Source organism: Varibaculum sp. C0165D1 (assembly GCF_056590355.1).
This window is the reverse complement of the sequence record NZ_JBWPVY010000004.1, coordinates 121,921-137,206: the sequence shown is the minus strand read 5'-3', so window position 1 is coordinate 137,206 and position 15,286 is coordinate 121,921. Positions and strand designations below refer to the sequence as shown.

General features: G+C 52.6%; 15 protein-coding genes. All 15 read right to left on the bottom strand.

Annotated elements, in window-relative coordinates; all coding sequences use genetic code 11:
• Window positions 1-33: 33 nt before the first annotated feature.
• Window positions 34-666, bottom strand: coding sequence for a VldE C-terminal domain-containing protein (locus AC1EKS_RS07000; protein WP_481008595.1), 633 nt, complete (start codon window positions 664-666; stop codon window positions 34-36).
• A 281-nt stretch (window positions 667-947) separates the two neighbouring features.
• Window positions 948-1,445 carry a 50S ribosomal protein L15 gene (rplO, locus tag AC1EKS_RS06995; RefSeq protein WP_481008596.1) on the bottom strand — a complete coding sequence of 166 codons (498 nt, stop codon included), beginning with the start codon at window positions 1,443-1,445 and terminating at the stop codon, window positions 948-950.
• Window positions 1,445-1,627: a 50S ribosomal protein L30 gene (rpmD, locus tag AC1EKS_RS06990; RefSeq protein WP_022864709.1), complete on the bottom strand. Its 183-nt coding sequence runs from the start codon at window positions 1,625-1,627 to the stop codon at window positions 1,445-1,447. Before rpmD ends, rplO begins: the two co-directional genes overlap by 1 nt.
• Window positions 1,627-2,316, bottom strand: a complete 690-nt coding sequence (gene rpsE / locus AC1EKS_RS06985; protein WP_481008597.1) for a 30S ribosomal protein S5 — start codon at window positions 2,314-2,316, stop codon at window positions 1,627-1,629. The genes rpmD and rpsE overlap by 1 nt, the downstream gene beginning before the upstream one ends.
• Before the next feature lie 15 nt (window positions 2,317-2,331).
• On the bottom strand, window positions 2,332-2,703 hold the full coding sequence (rplR, locus tag AC1EKS_RS06980; RefSeq protein WP_022864707.1) for a 50S ribosomal protein L18: 372 nt from the start codon (window positions 2,701-2,703) through the stop codon (window positions 2,332-2,334).
• A complete protein-coding gene (rplF, locus tag AC1EKS_RS06975) occupies window positions 2,704-3,240 on the bottom strand; it encodes a 50S ribosomal protein L6 (protein ID WP_481008598.1) in 537 nt (178 codons plus the stop codon).
• A gap of 13 nt (window positions 3,241-3,253) precedes the next feature.
• A complete protein-coding gene (gene rpsH / locus AC1EKS_RS06970; protein WP_481008599.1) occupies window positions 3,254-3,652 on the bottom strand; it encodes a 30S ribosomal protein S8 in 399 nt (132 codons plus the stop codon).
• Between the two features lie 59 nt (window positions 3,653-3,711).
• Entirely contained in the window at window positions 3,712-3,897 is a 186-nt protein-coding gene (locus AC1EKS_RS06965) for a type Z 30S ribosomal protein S14 (protein WP_022864704.1), read from the bottom strand.
• Window positions 3,897-4,463, bottom strand: coding sequence for a 50S ribosomal protein L5 (rplE, locus tag AC1EKS_RS06960; RefSeq protein WP_481008600.1), 567 nt, complete (start codon window positions 4,461-4,463; stop codon window positions 3,897-3,899). The genes AC1EKS_RS06965 and rplE overlap by 1 nt, the downstream gene beginning before the upstream one ends.
• A complete protein-coding gene (gene rplX, locus AC1EKS_RS06955) occupies window positions 4,463-4,882 on the bottom strand; it encodes a 50S ribosomal protein L24 (RefSeq protein ID WP_481008601.1) in 420 nt (139 codons plus the stop codon). Before rplX ends, rplE begins: the two co-directional genes overlap by 1 nt.
• Window positions 4,883-5,251, bottom strand: a complete 369-nt coding sequence (gene rplN / locus AC1EKS_RS06950; protein WP_022864701.1) for a 50S ribosomal protein L14 — start codon at window positions 5,249-5,251, stop codon at window positions 4,883-4,885.
• 270 nt (window positions 5,252-5,521) lie between these two features.
• The gene (locus AC1EKS_RS06945; RefSeq protein ID WP_481008602.1) at window positions 5,522-6,361 is read right to left on the bottom strand and encodes a sortase; all 840 of its coding nucleotides are present in this window, start codon (window positions 6,359-6,361) and stop codon (window positions 5,522-5,524) included.
• Between the two features lie 82 nt (window positions 6,362-6,443).
• On the bottom strand, window positions 6,444-13,133 hold the full coding sequence (locus tag AC1EKS_RS06940) for a SpaA isopeptide-forming pilin-related protein (protein WP_481008603.1): 6,690 nt from the start codon (window positions 13,131-13,133) through the stop codon (window positions 6,444-6,446).
• A complete protein-coding gene (locus AC1EKS_RS06935; protein WP_481008604.1) occupies window positions 13,133-14,278 on the bottom strand; it encodes a Cna B-type domain-containing protein in 1,146 nt (381 codons plus the stop codon). The genes AC1EKS_RS06940 and AC1EKS_RS06935 overlap by 1 nt, the downstream gene beginning before the upstream one ends.
• Window positions 14,275-15,273, bottom strand: coding sequence for a class C sortase (locus AC1EKS_RS06930; RefSeq protein WP_481008605.1), 999 nt, complete (start codon window positions 15,271-15,273; stop codon window positions 14,275-14,277). Before AC1EKS_RS06930 ends, AC1EKS_RS06935 begins: the two co-directional genes overlap by 4 nt.
• Between the last annotated feature and the right edge of the window lie 13 nt (window positions 15,274-15,286).

Genomic DNA, 15,286 nt, shown 5'->3' with positions numbered 1-15,286 from the left:
TCCGTAGACGCCGCGCCGGTTCACCGGTTCAGTTTATAGGCAGCGGCCGGATCCGGTATTAAAGCTCAGATGTACGTGATCGTAGTGGTTTTGGGTAGTAGATCCGCGATCTTCCATCTTCTTCCACTGTTTTCCAGGCATCCAAATGCGCTGTTTCCAGATCACATATTTGATGTTCAGATCCCCGCTGTTGGCGATCGCCCAGTTGGCGATGGAATCTCCCAAAGCACTAGAAATCGGTACCATCACGTCGAGGGCGAGCCCTTTTCCATGATCGCGAGGGTCACCGGGACGCAAGCCCCCAATATTGGTTACCCCAAAACGTTGAGTGACCATAGTGCGTACCTGGCGCGGCCAAGGCTGAACCCCGCTATCCCCACTGGGCGGTGCGCAATTAGGAGTTTCCGCGGCTGGCAGCGCCTCGGCTGTTGATTTCGATGCGGTAGCGCCTGCAGAAATAGCAGAGACCTTAGTGGTCGATACTTTTACTGCTTCATCAACCGACACTGCCTGGTTGTAAAGATTTTCCTGCAGCATATTGTTAGCCAGTTTAGAAACATTAACTGTTTGGCCAGCTGCTGCCGTAGAGGGATGAACAGAATCGGCTGCCACTAATCCAAAGGACGCCATAACCACGATTGGTGCCATCAACCAGGTTTTTCGCACAATATCTCCTGAGTCTTAACGGGGAGAGGCAGAACAATCAGCAATCCCCGTATAACGTTTTTGTAACAAAGCAATTAAGAGTATAACGGCTCGGCCGTATTGGGTGTCAAGCCTGGTGACCAGAGACACTTAATCACTAGTCCCATCAGACAGCACAGTATTTTAGGTATTCCTGCCCATTGGCAGCAATAAAATAAAGTCTCGGGCGGGGAGATTTTCTCCCCGCCCCAGACTTCTAGCTATCTAGATTTTAAAACTGCAGCCAGGCTGCTGGGTGCAAACTAGTCTTGCTCCCGCTTGCTCAGCGAACCGCCGGCAGCTTCAATCTTTTCTTTGGCGCTAGCGGACCAAGCGTCCACGATCAGTTCCAGTTTGACCGAGATTTCCCCGGTACCTAGAACTTTCACCAAAGAGTTCTTGCGAACTGCTCCCTTGGAAACTAGATCATCAACTGTCACCGCTCCCCCTTCAGGGAACAGTTCTTGCAGGCGATCCAGGTTCACTACCTGATAAACAGTAGCGAAGGGATTCTTAAATCCACGCAGCTTCGGCAGGCGCATATGCAACGGCATCTGGCCACCCTCGAAACGAGGATGAACATTCTTGCGAGCGCCAGTACCTTTAGTACCGCGACCGGATGTTTTACCTTGCGATCCTTCACCGCGACCCACGCGCTTGCGGCGCTTATTCGAGCCGGGAGCCGGACGCAAATCATGCAACCGGATTACGTCCTCTTTCGCAGTGTCTTCTGCTTCGGTTACCTTAGTATCTTCAGCCATTAACCAATCTCCTCTACCTGCACCAGGTGAGAAACCTTGCGGATCTGGCCACGAATAGCCGGATTATCCTGGTGTTCCACACTCTGGTGAATCTTGCGCAGACCTAGCGACTGCATAACCCGCCGCTGGTTCTGGTTGGTATTAACCAGGCCTTTAACCTGGGTGATCTTGAGCTTACTCATCAGGCCTTCACCTCTTCAGCGACACCGTCGGCGGCTTTTTCCGCCTCGTCTTTCTTCGCTTTCTTGGCTTTTTCTGCCCGTGCCTCGGCTTGAGCCCGCAGCATCGATTCCGGAACTACCCGTTCAACGGGAAGCCCGCGGCGAGCTGCTACCTCTTCCGGACGCTGCAGCATCTTTAGAGCAGCAACCGTGGCCTGCACGATATTCAAAGCATTGTCGCTGCCCAAAGACTTGGTCAACACGTCATGAATACCTGCGCATTCCATAACTGCACGCACCGGGCCACCGGCGATTACACCGGTACCGGCAGAAGCCGGACGCAACAGCACCACACCGGCAGCTTCTTCACCCTGTACCAAGTGGGTGATAGTCCGCCCAATCATCGGCACCTGGAAGAAGTTCTTCTTCGCGTCCTCGACGCCCTTAGAAATAGCCTGGGGAACCTCTTTAGCCTTGCCGTATCCGACACCGACCATACCTTCGCCGTCGCCGACTACTACCAGCGCGGTGAAAGCAAAACGACGTCCGCCCTTAACTACTTTAGAGACCCGGTTAATGGTAACTACGCGCTCTAAATACTGATTCTTTTCCTGCTCACGACGATTGTCGCGGCGGCCCTTACGCCCCCGGTCTTCGCGGCCTTTGCCACGGGATTCCCGGGAATCGGCATTTTTATTTTCTTCAGCCATTATTTTCCCTCTCCTCTACAGCTTCAGACCGCCATCGCGGGCACCATCAGCCACCGCGGCGACGCGACCATGATATTTGTTGCCACCGCGATCAAACACGACAGCCGTGATGCCTGCCTCTAGGGCACGCTTGGCGATACGTTCGCCAACCTGGCGAGCCGCATCAACTTTCTTCATCTTTTCGCCTCGCTGCTCCGCTTCCAGGGTGGAAGCTGAAACCAAGGTGTGTCCCAAATCGTCATTGACGACCTGAGCAACCATGTGGCGGTTAGACCGAGTAACCACCAGACGAGGGCGCTGCGCCGTACCATATACCCGTTTACGGACGCGAATATGGCGGCGTTTGCGAGCGACGAATTTGCCTTTACCTTTAGGGGTATATGACATTTACTTACCCGCCTTTCCGGCCTTGCGACGAACGAATTCGCCCTTGTAACGAATACCTTTGCCCTTATAGGGTTCCGGAGGACGAATCTTGCGGATCTTCGCGGCGGTCTCGCCCACTAGCTCCTTGCTAATGCCGGAGATAGTGAAAGTTAGCGCGCTAGTAACCTTGAATTCGATACCTTCGGGAGCTTTGAACGGTACCGGGTGCGAGAAGCCCAGCTGCAGCTCAATATCGCTGCCGCGGGTCAATACGCGGTAACCAGTACCCACGATTTCCATTTCTTTGGAGTAACCGTTAGTTACGCCCTCGATCATATTGGAAATCAGCGAGCGGGTAAGGCCGTGCAAAGAGCGAGCTTCGCGGGTATCTTCTTCCCGCTCCACCAGGATTTTGCCGTCCTCTTCCCGAATCTTCAGCGGTCCGCTAAAAGAACGTTCCAACTGGCCTTTAGGGCCCTTAACTGAAACATTCAGACCGTCGATCTTTACTTCTACCCCGGAAGGTAGGGAGATCGGGTTCTTGCCAATACGTGACATTCCTTATTCCCCCTTACCAAATGTAGGCAAGGACTTCCCCGCCTACACCCTTGTCCTGTGCCTGACGGTCAGTCATGAGACCGGAAGAGGTAGACAAGATCGCTACCCCGAGGCCTCCCATGACCTTCGGCAATTGAGTAGATTTTACGTATTTACGTAGACCCGGCTTGGAAACCCGCTTGCAACCGGTGATCGCCTGTTCGCGTTTGCTTCCATATTTTAGGGTCAAAGTGAGGGTCTTGCCTACGCGGGCATCAGTCACTTCACTTTTGGCAATGTAGCCTTCGTTTTCAAGAATCTTGGCGATTCCCGCCTTCATTTTCGATGAAGGCATAGACACTTTGTCCAGATGCGCCGCATTGGCGTTACGCAGACGCGTCAGCATATCTGCGATGGGATCTGTCATAGTCATTTTGGGGTTCTAACCCTTCCTCGCTGCGGTTTCTTTTTCAGACCTGCAACGTAGTAGTTTTACCAACTGCTCTTAGTGACGCCCGGGAGTTCGCCCCGTAGAGCGAGCTCACGTAGGCAGACACGGCAAAGTCCGAACTTGCGATATACCGAATGAGGACGGCCACACCGGTTGCACCGGGTGTAGGCACGCACCTTGAACTTCGGCTTACGCTTCGCTTTATTCTTCAGCGCCGTTTTCGCCATTAACGTTCCTCCTTAAACGGGAAGCCCAGCGCGCGCAGCAGCGCCCGCCCCTCTTCATCACTGTTAGCAGTGGTAACCAGGGTGATATCCATGCCGCGCACGCGATCGATCGAATCCTGATCGATTTCGTGGAACATGGCCTGTTCGGTTAAACCGAAAGTGTAGTTCCCACGGCCATCAAACTGTTTGGGGCTTAGTCCCCTAAAGTCACGGATACGCGGCAGGGCGGTGGAGACCAAACGGTCTACGAACTCCCACATGCGATCCCCGCGGATGGTCACGTGAGCGCCAATCGGCTGGCCAGCACGCAGTTTGAACTGCGCGATGGATTTACGTGCCCGGGTAACTACCGGCTTTTGCCCGGTAATCGCGGTCAGGTCGCGAAGTGCGCCCTCCATTAATTTGGAGTCGTGCGAGGCTTCGCCTACACCCATATTCACGACCACTTTTTCCAGGCCGGGAATCTGGTTAACGTTCTTGTATCCGAACTCCTTTTCCAAGGATTTGCGGATTTCTTCCTGGTAGCGCACCTTTAGGCGCGGAGCCACAGTTTTTGCTTCTGCCATTAGATGTCCTCCCCGGAACGCTTCGCGTAACGCACTCGAACCGTACGCAGACGGCCTCCGCGTTCTGCCTGTTCCTCACGGAAACCAACCCGTGTAGGCTTCTTGGTCTTGGGATCAACCAGGGCCACATTGGAAATGTGAATCGGTGCCTCACGGTATTCGATACCGCCGGTTGCCTGTCCCTGCTGGTTTTGACCCTGGCGAGAGTGGTGGGTACGAATATTTACGCCCTCGACCAATACCCGGTCGCTGGAACGGTAAACCTCGAGTACCCGACCCTGCTTGCCCTTGTCCCCCGGTTTGAGGGCGGGCAGGCCTTTTTCTGCGCGACGCTCGTTGCGCTTGGCCAGTTTCTTTTCGTCACTGGTGCGGCCAGCAATGACCTCTACCAGATCGCCTTTCTTTATTTTCGCTCCCATTTACAGCACCTCCGGAGCCAGAGAGATAATGCGCATGAACTTCTTGTCACGCAGTTCCCGACCGATAGGGCCGAAAATACGCGTGCCACGCGGTTCTCCACTTGGCTGCAAAATAACTGCAGCGTTTTCATCAAAGCGGATGTAGGAACCATCCTGACGGCGACGCTCTTTACGAGTGCGCACGATTACCGCTTTAACAATTTCGCCTTTTTTGACATTGCCGCCGGGAATAGCGTCTTTTACAGTGGCAACAATGGTGTCACCAATACCTGCAAAGCGCCGCCCGGAGCCGCCCAACACCCGAATGCAAAGCAATTCCTTTGCTCCGGTGTTGTCGGCGACCTTCAGTCGCGACTCTTGTTGAATCATCGTGTTCTCCTAAAACCTGGGCACAATGCACCCGTTAGGTTGTTTCTTCCTGTTGCCCGGCGAGGCCGGCTCCCCAGTTGGCCACTAAAGTGGCAGACTCAAAATGATCTGCTTTTGCAGGTCACCAGGTCTCTGCCGTGACTTTCCAGGGCGGAACGCAACCCCTTTAGCTTAGTGCAGATGCGCAGCTAAAAGAAAGTTGATAGCCCTATTTGTGCTGTAAGTTTCCTCACCTGACCGGGAAAGAACTATTCACTTGAGTTGAAATACTTACCTAGTTTCGGATTTTACTAGGCGGGTTACTATTTGCCCGCGGCCCGAAAAGTTGGGGGTAAAGATTGCCGCATCCCATCTTTCCCGGTGTCGCGAAATCGCGGCTAATTTACTGCTCGGAACAGTTTCTACGGTTGCCACTTGATAGCGGTATTCACGTCCGGAAATATCGGTAAATACTACTTCGGAGTCATCTGGCAGGTCTTTAAGCCCCGCAAACTGCTGATTGTCCGGACTGTCTGCGATCACCAGATTCCCGCTGGCCGGGTTACCTCCATAGATACTCGGGATTTTCGCGGTCGCCGCCGGATCCCCACTCGCGATAATCGGCCAGCTTCGATTCAGGTCTGGGATCTGCAATATCCCGGTAACCTCATACCCGGAAAGATTCACAGTCTCGAGGTAGGCGTTAGCGTTACCGGGGGCAGAAGTATCTTCCGTGGCACCCTTTTTACGCTTATCAGCGACTTTCCCGGAGGACGCGCCGGATTTTTTCGCGTTTTCGGGGGTTTGGGTGGCGATTACTCCCACCTGGCGGGAGCCGGGAATAACTTCCTGGGTTTTAGTCAGGAGGTTATCTATTTCGTTATTGTCGCTGTGCCCTTGCCACCAGAAGAACCCCAGCAGCGCCACTAGCAGCAAGCTCAGCGCAATACAGATAACCTGTAGCCACCGTATCCAGCGGGTCCGGCGAGCTTTACTCGCAGCCTCGCTTACTGTTCCGTTATTCTCGCGAGAATCCTTCCCAGCATTATGAGCGCGATTATGAGGAGCATCGGCCGAGCTGGAGCCAGCGTCCTGAGACCCCGGTATAGCCTGCCGATTCCTGTTCCTCATAAAATCCACTTTATGAAAAGTTGGCTTGGTGACCAACCCGGCGAGCTAACCAGACGTCCCCGCTAAAACCGCACCCGAGCGCCTAGGCTTCCAGGCGGCGGCGATAACGCAACCAGCCATAGACAGCTCCCCCACAGATCAGCAAGCCGAACAGCGTGAAGGGTAGGGTGCCGATGCCTCCTGACTTCGGCAGTTCATAGGGCTGATAGTTCTTGACCATCACCGGGTTATCGGCACTCCCTAGCTGAGTGCCCGCCACCTCGGGAGCAGGCTTTTGGAATAGCTGCCCCTCCCAAGTTGCGGTGTACTTGTCGGGAGTTTTCAGTTCTTTTACGAAATACTCCTGCTTATTCAAGTCTTTGAACTGGGCTTTGCCATCAGTAGCGGTGGTAACCACGCGCGATAGGTAGTAGGTGGTTTCTCCCTGCTTGACCGTCTTGGCGCTGTCAGCGAGGTCGCCGAGACCAGCCTCCTGCAGCTTCTCCGGCTTAATCTGCTGGGACTGATCCGGGGAGTACAACCCGAACACCGCTCCGGCCAGCCCCTTAGTGCAGGTGCCACCTTCACCGCAGTTATCTCCATCCGCTTTGAACAGGTTGATTTCCCACTTGCTGCGGATGTTGGTACCGGTAATCGTGACGTTTTCATTGGCGTCATAGCTAAAGGAATAATCTCCCTCGTGCTCAACCGGGGTCTCCGTGCTGCTCGTGGTCACCTGGTACTTAGAGAACTCCGTCCCATCGGTGGGAGGTAGCTCCGCCAGAGTGTAGCGCTGCCCGTCCTGCCAGGACCAGGTTCCCGAGGGGCTGGCGGGCTGGCCTGCCAGGGAAGTCAGGGAAATCTTTGCCGAGGACGAGGCGCCTTTGGCTACCGGCACTGTCACCTGAATATAGCTGCGCCCCGCTTTCTCGAGGTTTTCGATCAAAGTTTTTTTCTCGGTCATTTCTTGGGGGGTTAGTTTTTCCCCGGTATAGACCACGAAGGTGTATGCGGTATTCTCACTGAGCTGCAAAGGCTCCTTATTTTCGTCCTGTACCTGCTTTTGCAATTGCATTTCTGCTGGTACTTTCACCCCGACCTTGAGGGGGATGGCCTCCAAGTCCAAGCCTCCGGGTCCGGGTGCGCGGTAGTTATAGCCGAAGGTATTCCAGGCAATCTCGCCGGGCTTGGGATTTGCCCCGCCAGCGATCTTGGCATCGAAACGCACCCGCATGGAAGCGCCTCCCTTGAGGATGTCGGCACTGTCTTTCAAATTAACGCGCAAGGAGCGCGAACTAGCTTTCCGTTCAGTTCCCCAACCGGTGGTAGCACTGCCGTTCCATTCCTCTTTGGTGAACCCGATAGCTTTATCGGAATATTCCACCGTATATTTACTGGGATCTACGGCTGTCCAGGTTCCGTCCCCGTTATTCACTTCCACGGTCAAATTGGGTTCATCCGCAAAATCTACCTGGAACTGTGATCCCCGCCCTGGGCCTTCCTCAAAGGTATAGTTATCTTTGGTTTGCGGCAGGTTATTAATTAGGGTCATACGCGGGATGGCGTTATCAGTGTTGTTCTTAACCTCTAAGGTGTAGGTGAATAGCGAGCTTTGAGTGGGCAGGCTAATATAGTTGGTCTCGCCGTTGGAAGTCACCTTGTTATCCGGCTTCACCTTTTCTTCTACGCTCTGGATCGAAGAGGTATAGGCGTCTTGCGCAATCGGCACGAAGGCGTCAGCCTGCACGCTGGGCAGATTAGTTTTGTTTTCGCTGGCGCAAAGGTAGCTGGTGTAACCGTTGCCCCAGCAATAGTAGGGGTTAGTACTAGAATCCGGCTGTCCTGCTTTATTCTGGTTCGTGCTGGTGGTGGTCGATAACGTCAAATCCTGCTCGGCGTTAGAACCATGCTTAAGGGCACTCTGGTCAAAATTTTTCCCGATAGGAGTTACGTAGGCGCTGTTGTACACCATCCGATACTCACCCTTTTGCTTCGGATTCCTGCTGGAGAGCTTTAAGGTGGCCCTTCCATCCGGCAATAGGGGATTGCCCTTTACAGCATATCCAAGCTGTGGACACTTCTTGTCGTCCGTGCCGGGAATGACACGTACATTCAGCTGCAGCTTTCCCTCGTTTAAAGTGAGCGAAAGGTGAAATACATTATTGCTTCCCAGTACGGCTATAGGAGCCCCATTTACCTGCAAAGTGGAAGTGGCTGTGCTGTAGTGAGGGGCAAAGTAACTGATTTTTACACTCTTGGGAGTGCCATTTGCATCATATTCCCAAGAATTATCAACAAAGGTAGCTAAATCGTAACCGTCGGTGCATCTGTCACTTGACCAGGTAGTCCCGCCACTGTTGTCTAACTTGGGAGGATCACAGGTGTAAATAACCTTACCGGTAAACAGATAATTGGGATCCAGACGGTCACTGATTACATAGTCGGTGATTGGCTGTTTCCCATCGTTATGGGCGGTTACTTCCCAAGTTAAAGTATCAGGGTAGGCGGCAGCCTTGGGATCTGTAGTAGTTGTCCCGGCCGCATTTTTCTTGGAGATTAGCTTTTTAGAAACTCCCGGCAAGACTTTTCCGCGAGTAACATCCACTTGGGAGGATAACCATTGGGTGTTATCGTCTCCTCCTACAAAACCGCTTTGATTGGCGGTGTTGGTATCAATTATCTGGCGATCCCCATCATTTGCTGGCGCCTGTCCTAAGGGCTGCGAAGTAATCTTCACCTCGGGATTTAGTTGGATTTTTTGACCTTGCTGATCGTCGTAGGGCATTACAATCTGGTTACGGCTTAAATCTTCGGTTTTGATTTCTTCGCCGACTACCACCAGGTAGCTGTACCCTACGGTTTCCCCGGGGTTCAAATAGTATTTATCCCGCTCGGCGTCATATCCCAAATTGGAACCTGCCTGGGAGTTATCGAGGCGGAAAGTTACGCGGCGCGGGTTCTGAGAATCCACAATCGCGCGTAAGGAAGCAACTTTAGGTTTTTCTCCCGGGAAATCTACCGGAGTATTTTCGGCACTGGATTTCCAGGTTTTGTGTATAGGCAAGTAGCTAGTACGAGGTGAATCATCACGAAACACCTGGTCATAATAGGTATCCTCCCGGCTGTCTAGCTCAAAACCGATACCATCGGGCGCGGGTTTACCGGTTTTGCTGTATTTGTAGTTAGTATAGACGTCGTTTCCGTCTTCGTCCTTGTGGCTTTTCCCATTTTTCAAAATTGATTGATCATCAATGCCGGCGATGAAGTGGAACCCTTTCGGTAAGACGTCTTGAATGTCATTAATGTACAGGCGGGATTCCCCATCGTTATGCAACACGTTGTAGTAGCGCACATATTTGTAGTTCTTAGCAGAGGGATCTTGCGCAGAGTTATTGTAAGTAACCCGGCCCGTGCTGGTTTCATCTGGTTTTAGGACCGTGTAATCTCTTGTTCTGCTACCAGAACCAGTTCCACCCCATGAATACTTGGTTTCGGTTTCTACCCTGTAGTTTTCTCTCCCGACTACCCCAGTGTCGGCTACCCCTTTTTGCAAAGTGGCTCCGGCTTTCCCGCCCAGGTAGTGGCTCACCGCATAGGAGTCATTAAGTACATGCCAAGTGTTAAACAAGGTGTCTAGTTGATATTTTTGCCGGTAGCTATCCCAGTCTGCTCCCTGAGGTAGCTGCCAGGTTACATACATATATACCGAACCGGATACTTCCAGCTGTACGCTTTGATCCCAAACAAGGTATTGCTGGGTGTCACTGGGAGTGCCACCTGCTGGATTAGCATTGGTTATCGTCCAGCTATTCAAATCACCGGCTTTTACTTTTAGCCCGGTTTGCCCTGCTGGAACCTCCAGGGTCAAGTCCTTTTTAGTCCAGGGTTTACCGGGCAAGCTAGGCGGCAGGGCATCATATATCTGATTGCCAGTTAGCTTAAAAGGCTGATCCCCGAATACGGACAGACCCAGGCGATAGGTAACTTGTTCCCCGGGTTTCAGGGGGCTTTGGCTCACCAGAGAGTCCTCCCCAGAACTTGCGCCCCGCTTGGTGACAATCTTCTTGTCGGCCCCCAGCTTGGAGATACTCATCTCCGTTCTATCGGTAATGGTGTATTCAGGCGGCTCTACCCCGCCAATATTTAAGGCATCGGGTTGCCCCGGTATTACCTTGGTATATCCAGCTTTTTCCGGATCGGTTAGGGTCAGATAGTCCACGCTGACCGTAGAGGGGTTAGCGAAATCTTGGCTGGCCATAAACCAATAGGTCGAGGTGCTAATACCCGCCCCATTATCAAGTTTCTTCACTACGATCCGGTCAGCAATAAAGTCCTTACTCTGGGAGGATTCACCTACGGTTTCGGTGGCGCTGAAATGGACATTTTCATAGGTACCTGGTTTATCTAGCAGGTAATAATCTTGTCCGTTATAGTTGTATTTTTTCAGTCCCAACAGAGTCGGGTTAGTAGCGTTCTCCCCGGTTACCGGAACTAGCAGCACTTGCGCCCCTGAGAGTTTATCGGTGAAGGGCAGGGCGTTATATTCAGCTTTCCCCCCTTTGCGTTCCAGAGAGAGCTGATATTTAACTACGGTTCCAATCGGAATCGCTGTTCCCTTTTGTTCTACCTTTTTATTCTTCACATAGGCGGTTTTATTAACTTTAAAAGAGTTAACCGTAGTTACCTCGTCGGGAACATTTACATCGTTCAGATTCACCTTGTTGGTGGTTTGTTCCGCGGTGAAATCTGGCCCGGCCATGAAATCATCTTTAACGGTGGCTCGCACTACGTGTTTGACGCTTTGACCCCCGTAAATCAAATGGTTGGGAACTTCCCAGGCCACCTGATAGCGGGTGCTCTGCACTACTATTAGATCTTTTAGGGCTGCCTGCAGCGCAGTAGCCTCGTTGTCAACTTCCGTGGTAGTTCCGGACTGGGTGATCGCTATCTTGCCATTGGCTTGTTTAGTGAGGGTCAAATCTGCAGTCTTAGCGGTAGCACAATCCAGATAGGCCTGCCCGTCACCCTTTTTACCACTGGTAGTGGTATGTTTTGCGGCTACGTAGTTATCACAGATCTTGGCTCCGGTGATCTTAATCGTGAGCCCATCTCCGTCCTCACTAAACATCTTGGCCATCTGCGCGGGCGCAACGTAATAGGCTTCCGGCAGGTGATCCGCAATAATCCCCTCATCCGGTTTCCCCTCATTAATCTTCCAGGGGCCAGTTCCCTTGTTAGTGGCAGTAATCGTAAAGTCAATGGGGTCGCCCCGGTAGAAGCTTTGTCCTTTCCCTTCGTGGGTCTTAGTTAACTCAGGAACCGGGCCTTTTACGGTTACCGGATTAGTAACTGCTGCCTCAGATTTAGCGGGACCCGTGTGGGTGTATTCGGTAGTTGCCGCAAACTCATTGTGCAGATTATACGTTTGATCTGGCTGCGGGTTCTTGACCAGCAAGAAATTGTCACCGAACCGAATATCGACAGTTCGACCAACCAGTCGAGGTTTATTCTGATTGGCAGCCAAATCGTAGGTAATTTTTAGAGTGCGCTTGTCGGTGTCGAACTCGTAGCTAAGTGAGCTGCGGTAAATATCAGAGGCGGATAGGGCGAATAGCGGGACTTTTTCACCGTTGTTATCAAAATTTACGGTTGTATAGAGGCCATTGCTATATGTGTCCCCCGGTCTGATTGTCCACCCCGGGATCTTGGTATACCATTCCCGAATTGTGCCAGTTTTCCCCACCTTGTTTAGGTATTCGGGGTTAAACTCTACCCCTTCGGGCAGGGTAAAAGTATCCACATAGCTGGAATCGGTGGCCGGATCCTGACCGATTTCAGCGCTGGGCTTGCCCGGAGTAGTTACCGGGGTATTACGGAAGGTGTAACGCAGGTTCTTAATGTAATAGTTGCCGCTGTCCTGATCATAGGCAATGCTGGGGTCGGTCGCCGATCCCCACACAGGATCCGGACGCGGGTTACCCAACCAATTAACCGGGTCTTTATTGAGCAGCTCTTTCTTAGCCTCATAATTTTGCCGGATAGTATCCCAAGTAGTTTTCTGTACCCGACAGGTAGGTTCTTGGCCTTTCTTACCTAAAGCCGTCGCCTCCTCGGGAGAAAGTTCCTCAATCCAAACTTTCAGATCTCCCCCGGCTGAAGTCGGGGAATCATGCTTGGCTTTCACCGGAAGTGAGAAGGCATCCCCGATATTAGAACCGGCAACCTCAATGTAATAGTAGCCGGGAATATCCTTGCCGGTACTATCTTGTACCTGGTTAAAGGTGTAGGGGTTCTTATTTCCCTCCCCTTGATAATAGGTGTTGCCTACCTCGAGTTTATTGTCTGCTTTTCCGCCTAAAACATAGCCGGGGGCAGCGGCAGTTTTATTATCGAAACGGAAATAAACCCGATAAAGATTGCCCGTAGCGGCCGCCTTATTCGAAATCCCGATAATCTGACTAAAGGCTTCCCCAGTCCAACGCTGACTTACGTTATCGGAGTTAATCGCCTCGGTTTTTTCAGTTTCGGGATTATCTTCTCCGGGCTGGGTATTTACTATCGCCACTTGCCCATCGCCGGCTTTTAAGGTTTCAGTAGTCGCCGTACCGGGGTCTACTGTGCAGTTAATGGGCGCCCCCATGGGCCGGGCAACCTCACCTGCGCCCAGATTATTGGCCTCTTTGATGCCCAAAGAGTAGGAGGGAATCGCCAGTAACAGGGTGGTTACGAAGAAAGAAAGCGCCGCCAGAATAGCGAGTAACCGAGTGCGGTCTCTATAGAGTTGCTTAAACACTATTTCGCCTCCCCATCTGCGCGGTTTTGCTTAGCTTTTACCGCCCTATCCGCTGTGAGGCCACGGCCGCTGGCTGCCGCTAGCTGCCCGCGCCGCAAGACGATTCCGGCTGCCCCTAAGACCATCAGCAAGGGGGCTAACCATAAATAACTTAGATTCGCTCCGGTTTTAGTGAGCGGAGGACGCTTGGGGGGATTTTCGGGAACCAAAGTATTGGTAACCGTAAACACCTTGCCCACCTGCTCATAACGCACGGTATAGGGGGTGTTGCTGAGCTGTTCAGCTACCGCCCAACGGTGTCCCTTACTGTCCTCCCAGCGATAGGACCAGTTATTTTCACTGTTCAGCTCGATGGTTTTAAATAATTCTTCGTCTCGCAGAATCTGAATTTTTACTGCCCGCGGGCGTGATTTTTGGTTGCCGCCGTCTTGCCAGTGTTTAACCACCTGGTATTCCGCTGGCTTGGGAACCACTCTTAATAACTTGGCGACTGCGTTTACTGCGTATTGCAGTTTCCCGTCTGTCATATTCGGCAGGGTAACTATCGCGGGGCTAAACATATAGGTTTCCCCGCCGGCACCCGCATTGGTAAAGGGGTCAGCCAGTAACAGGTACACGCCTACGTTCAGGTCAGTAAAGGTTGCTTTCCCGTTGCTATCCGAGGACGCCACCGCATCCGGTTTCACCTGGTCAGCATGGATATGGTTAGCAAGACTATCTGCTAAGTCCGCCCACTGGGTAGCATTAGCGCTGCCCCTTTTAGCGGGAATCGCCCCGCTTTTATCTTGGAAATCATTCCACTTTAAAGCCCGCAAATACTGCTGATAGGCCGGCTGAGCAGGGAAATGACGCTTAGCCTGCGCTATCCGATAGGCGGAGACTTTCACCCCTACCAAAGGCGCGCCCTCATAGTGAAAATCAAGAGTGATCGTACCTTTTGCGTTTTGATCAATCTTTTCCAGATTTACTAAATCCAGGGAGATAGCACCGGAGGAGGCGCTGGTTTCACCGCTTGCCTCCGAAGAATCAGCGGAGGGTTCGGCTTGCGCTAACGCAGGAGCGAGCATCCCGATTCCCAGCAGTGCCGCCAAGACGGTAGCAGCAAACATCCCTAATAAGCGGGTGAACTTTAATGCTTTGCTCATAGTACTTCCGTCATTTCTCCCGCTTGCTTTCGGCGACGCCGCACATGAGTTACGGTGATTGCCAAAATGATTCCTAACACCGGCACCGAGATGGCTAGCGAAATCATCACCGGATCCATCGCGACCGCATCGGCAGGCACATAGCCGGCGTCCCCTCCATAGGGAACCCGGTGACCGCGCACCAGCAGGCGGTGGGTGTTAATCGCATAGGGCGTGCAGGTTACTAAAGTCGCGTAGTCTTGACCAGAAATAATCTGTAGATTCGATAGCTCTTTAGGTTCGACTACCCGGATTTGGTCAACTTGATAAGCCAGGTCCCGATCTAGCACGTGTAACACGAAACGATCGCCCTCCTCTAGCTCGTCAAGATTGGTAAATAGTTTGGCACTGGGCAATCCCCGATGCCCAGACAAAATCGTGTGGGTGCCTGCCCCGCCGGTCGGTAACGAACTGCCGGGCACATGCCCCGCGCCGATCTGCAGCACCACATCCTCGGTGGTGTGGTAGATGGGTAAATCTACCCCCAGTTTCTCGATTTCGATATGCCCCATCATCCCGGTTTTCCCGATATCTAATAAGGAAAGATAACGCTGCATTTGCGAATGGGAGAGATGGTAGCGCGCCTGGTTAGAAAGCAGTTCCCGGTTATAGGCTTCGGCCTCATCCCAGGCTTCCTGGATTTCTGCGGGACGCATCTTATTTACGGTTTGGGTGTATTCCGCGATCGCGCGTCCTTGGAGCAGAGTGTTCCAGTAGTTGCTGATAGCCGGGTAAAAGAACACCAACATCCCGCCCAGGAATACTACTACGAAGGCAATATCGGGGATTCGCGACCGCTTAGCACCCTCCGGGGATCCGGAGGCATCCGGGGTGGGACTGCCACCGTCCGGGTGCGCTTGCTGCCGTTCATGAAGGAGAGCCCGGGATTTTTGGCGCATTTTTTCCAGGAAATCAGTGGTGGGAGCCACTTCTGGATTTACCTGCAACTGTTGCACTTATTTTCCCTCT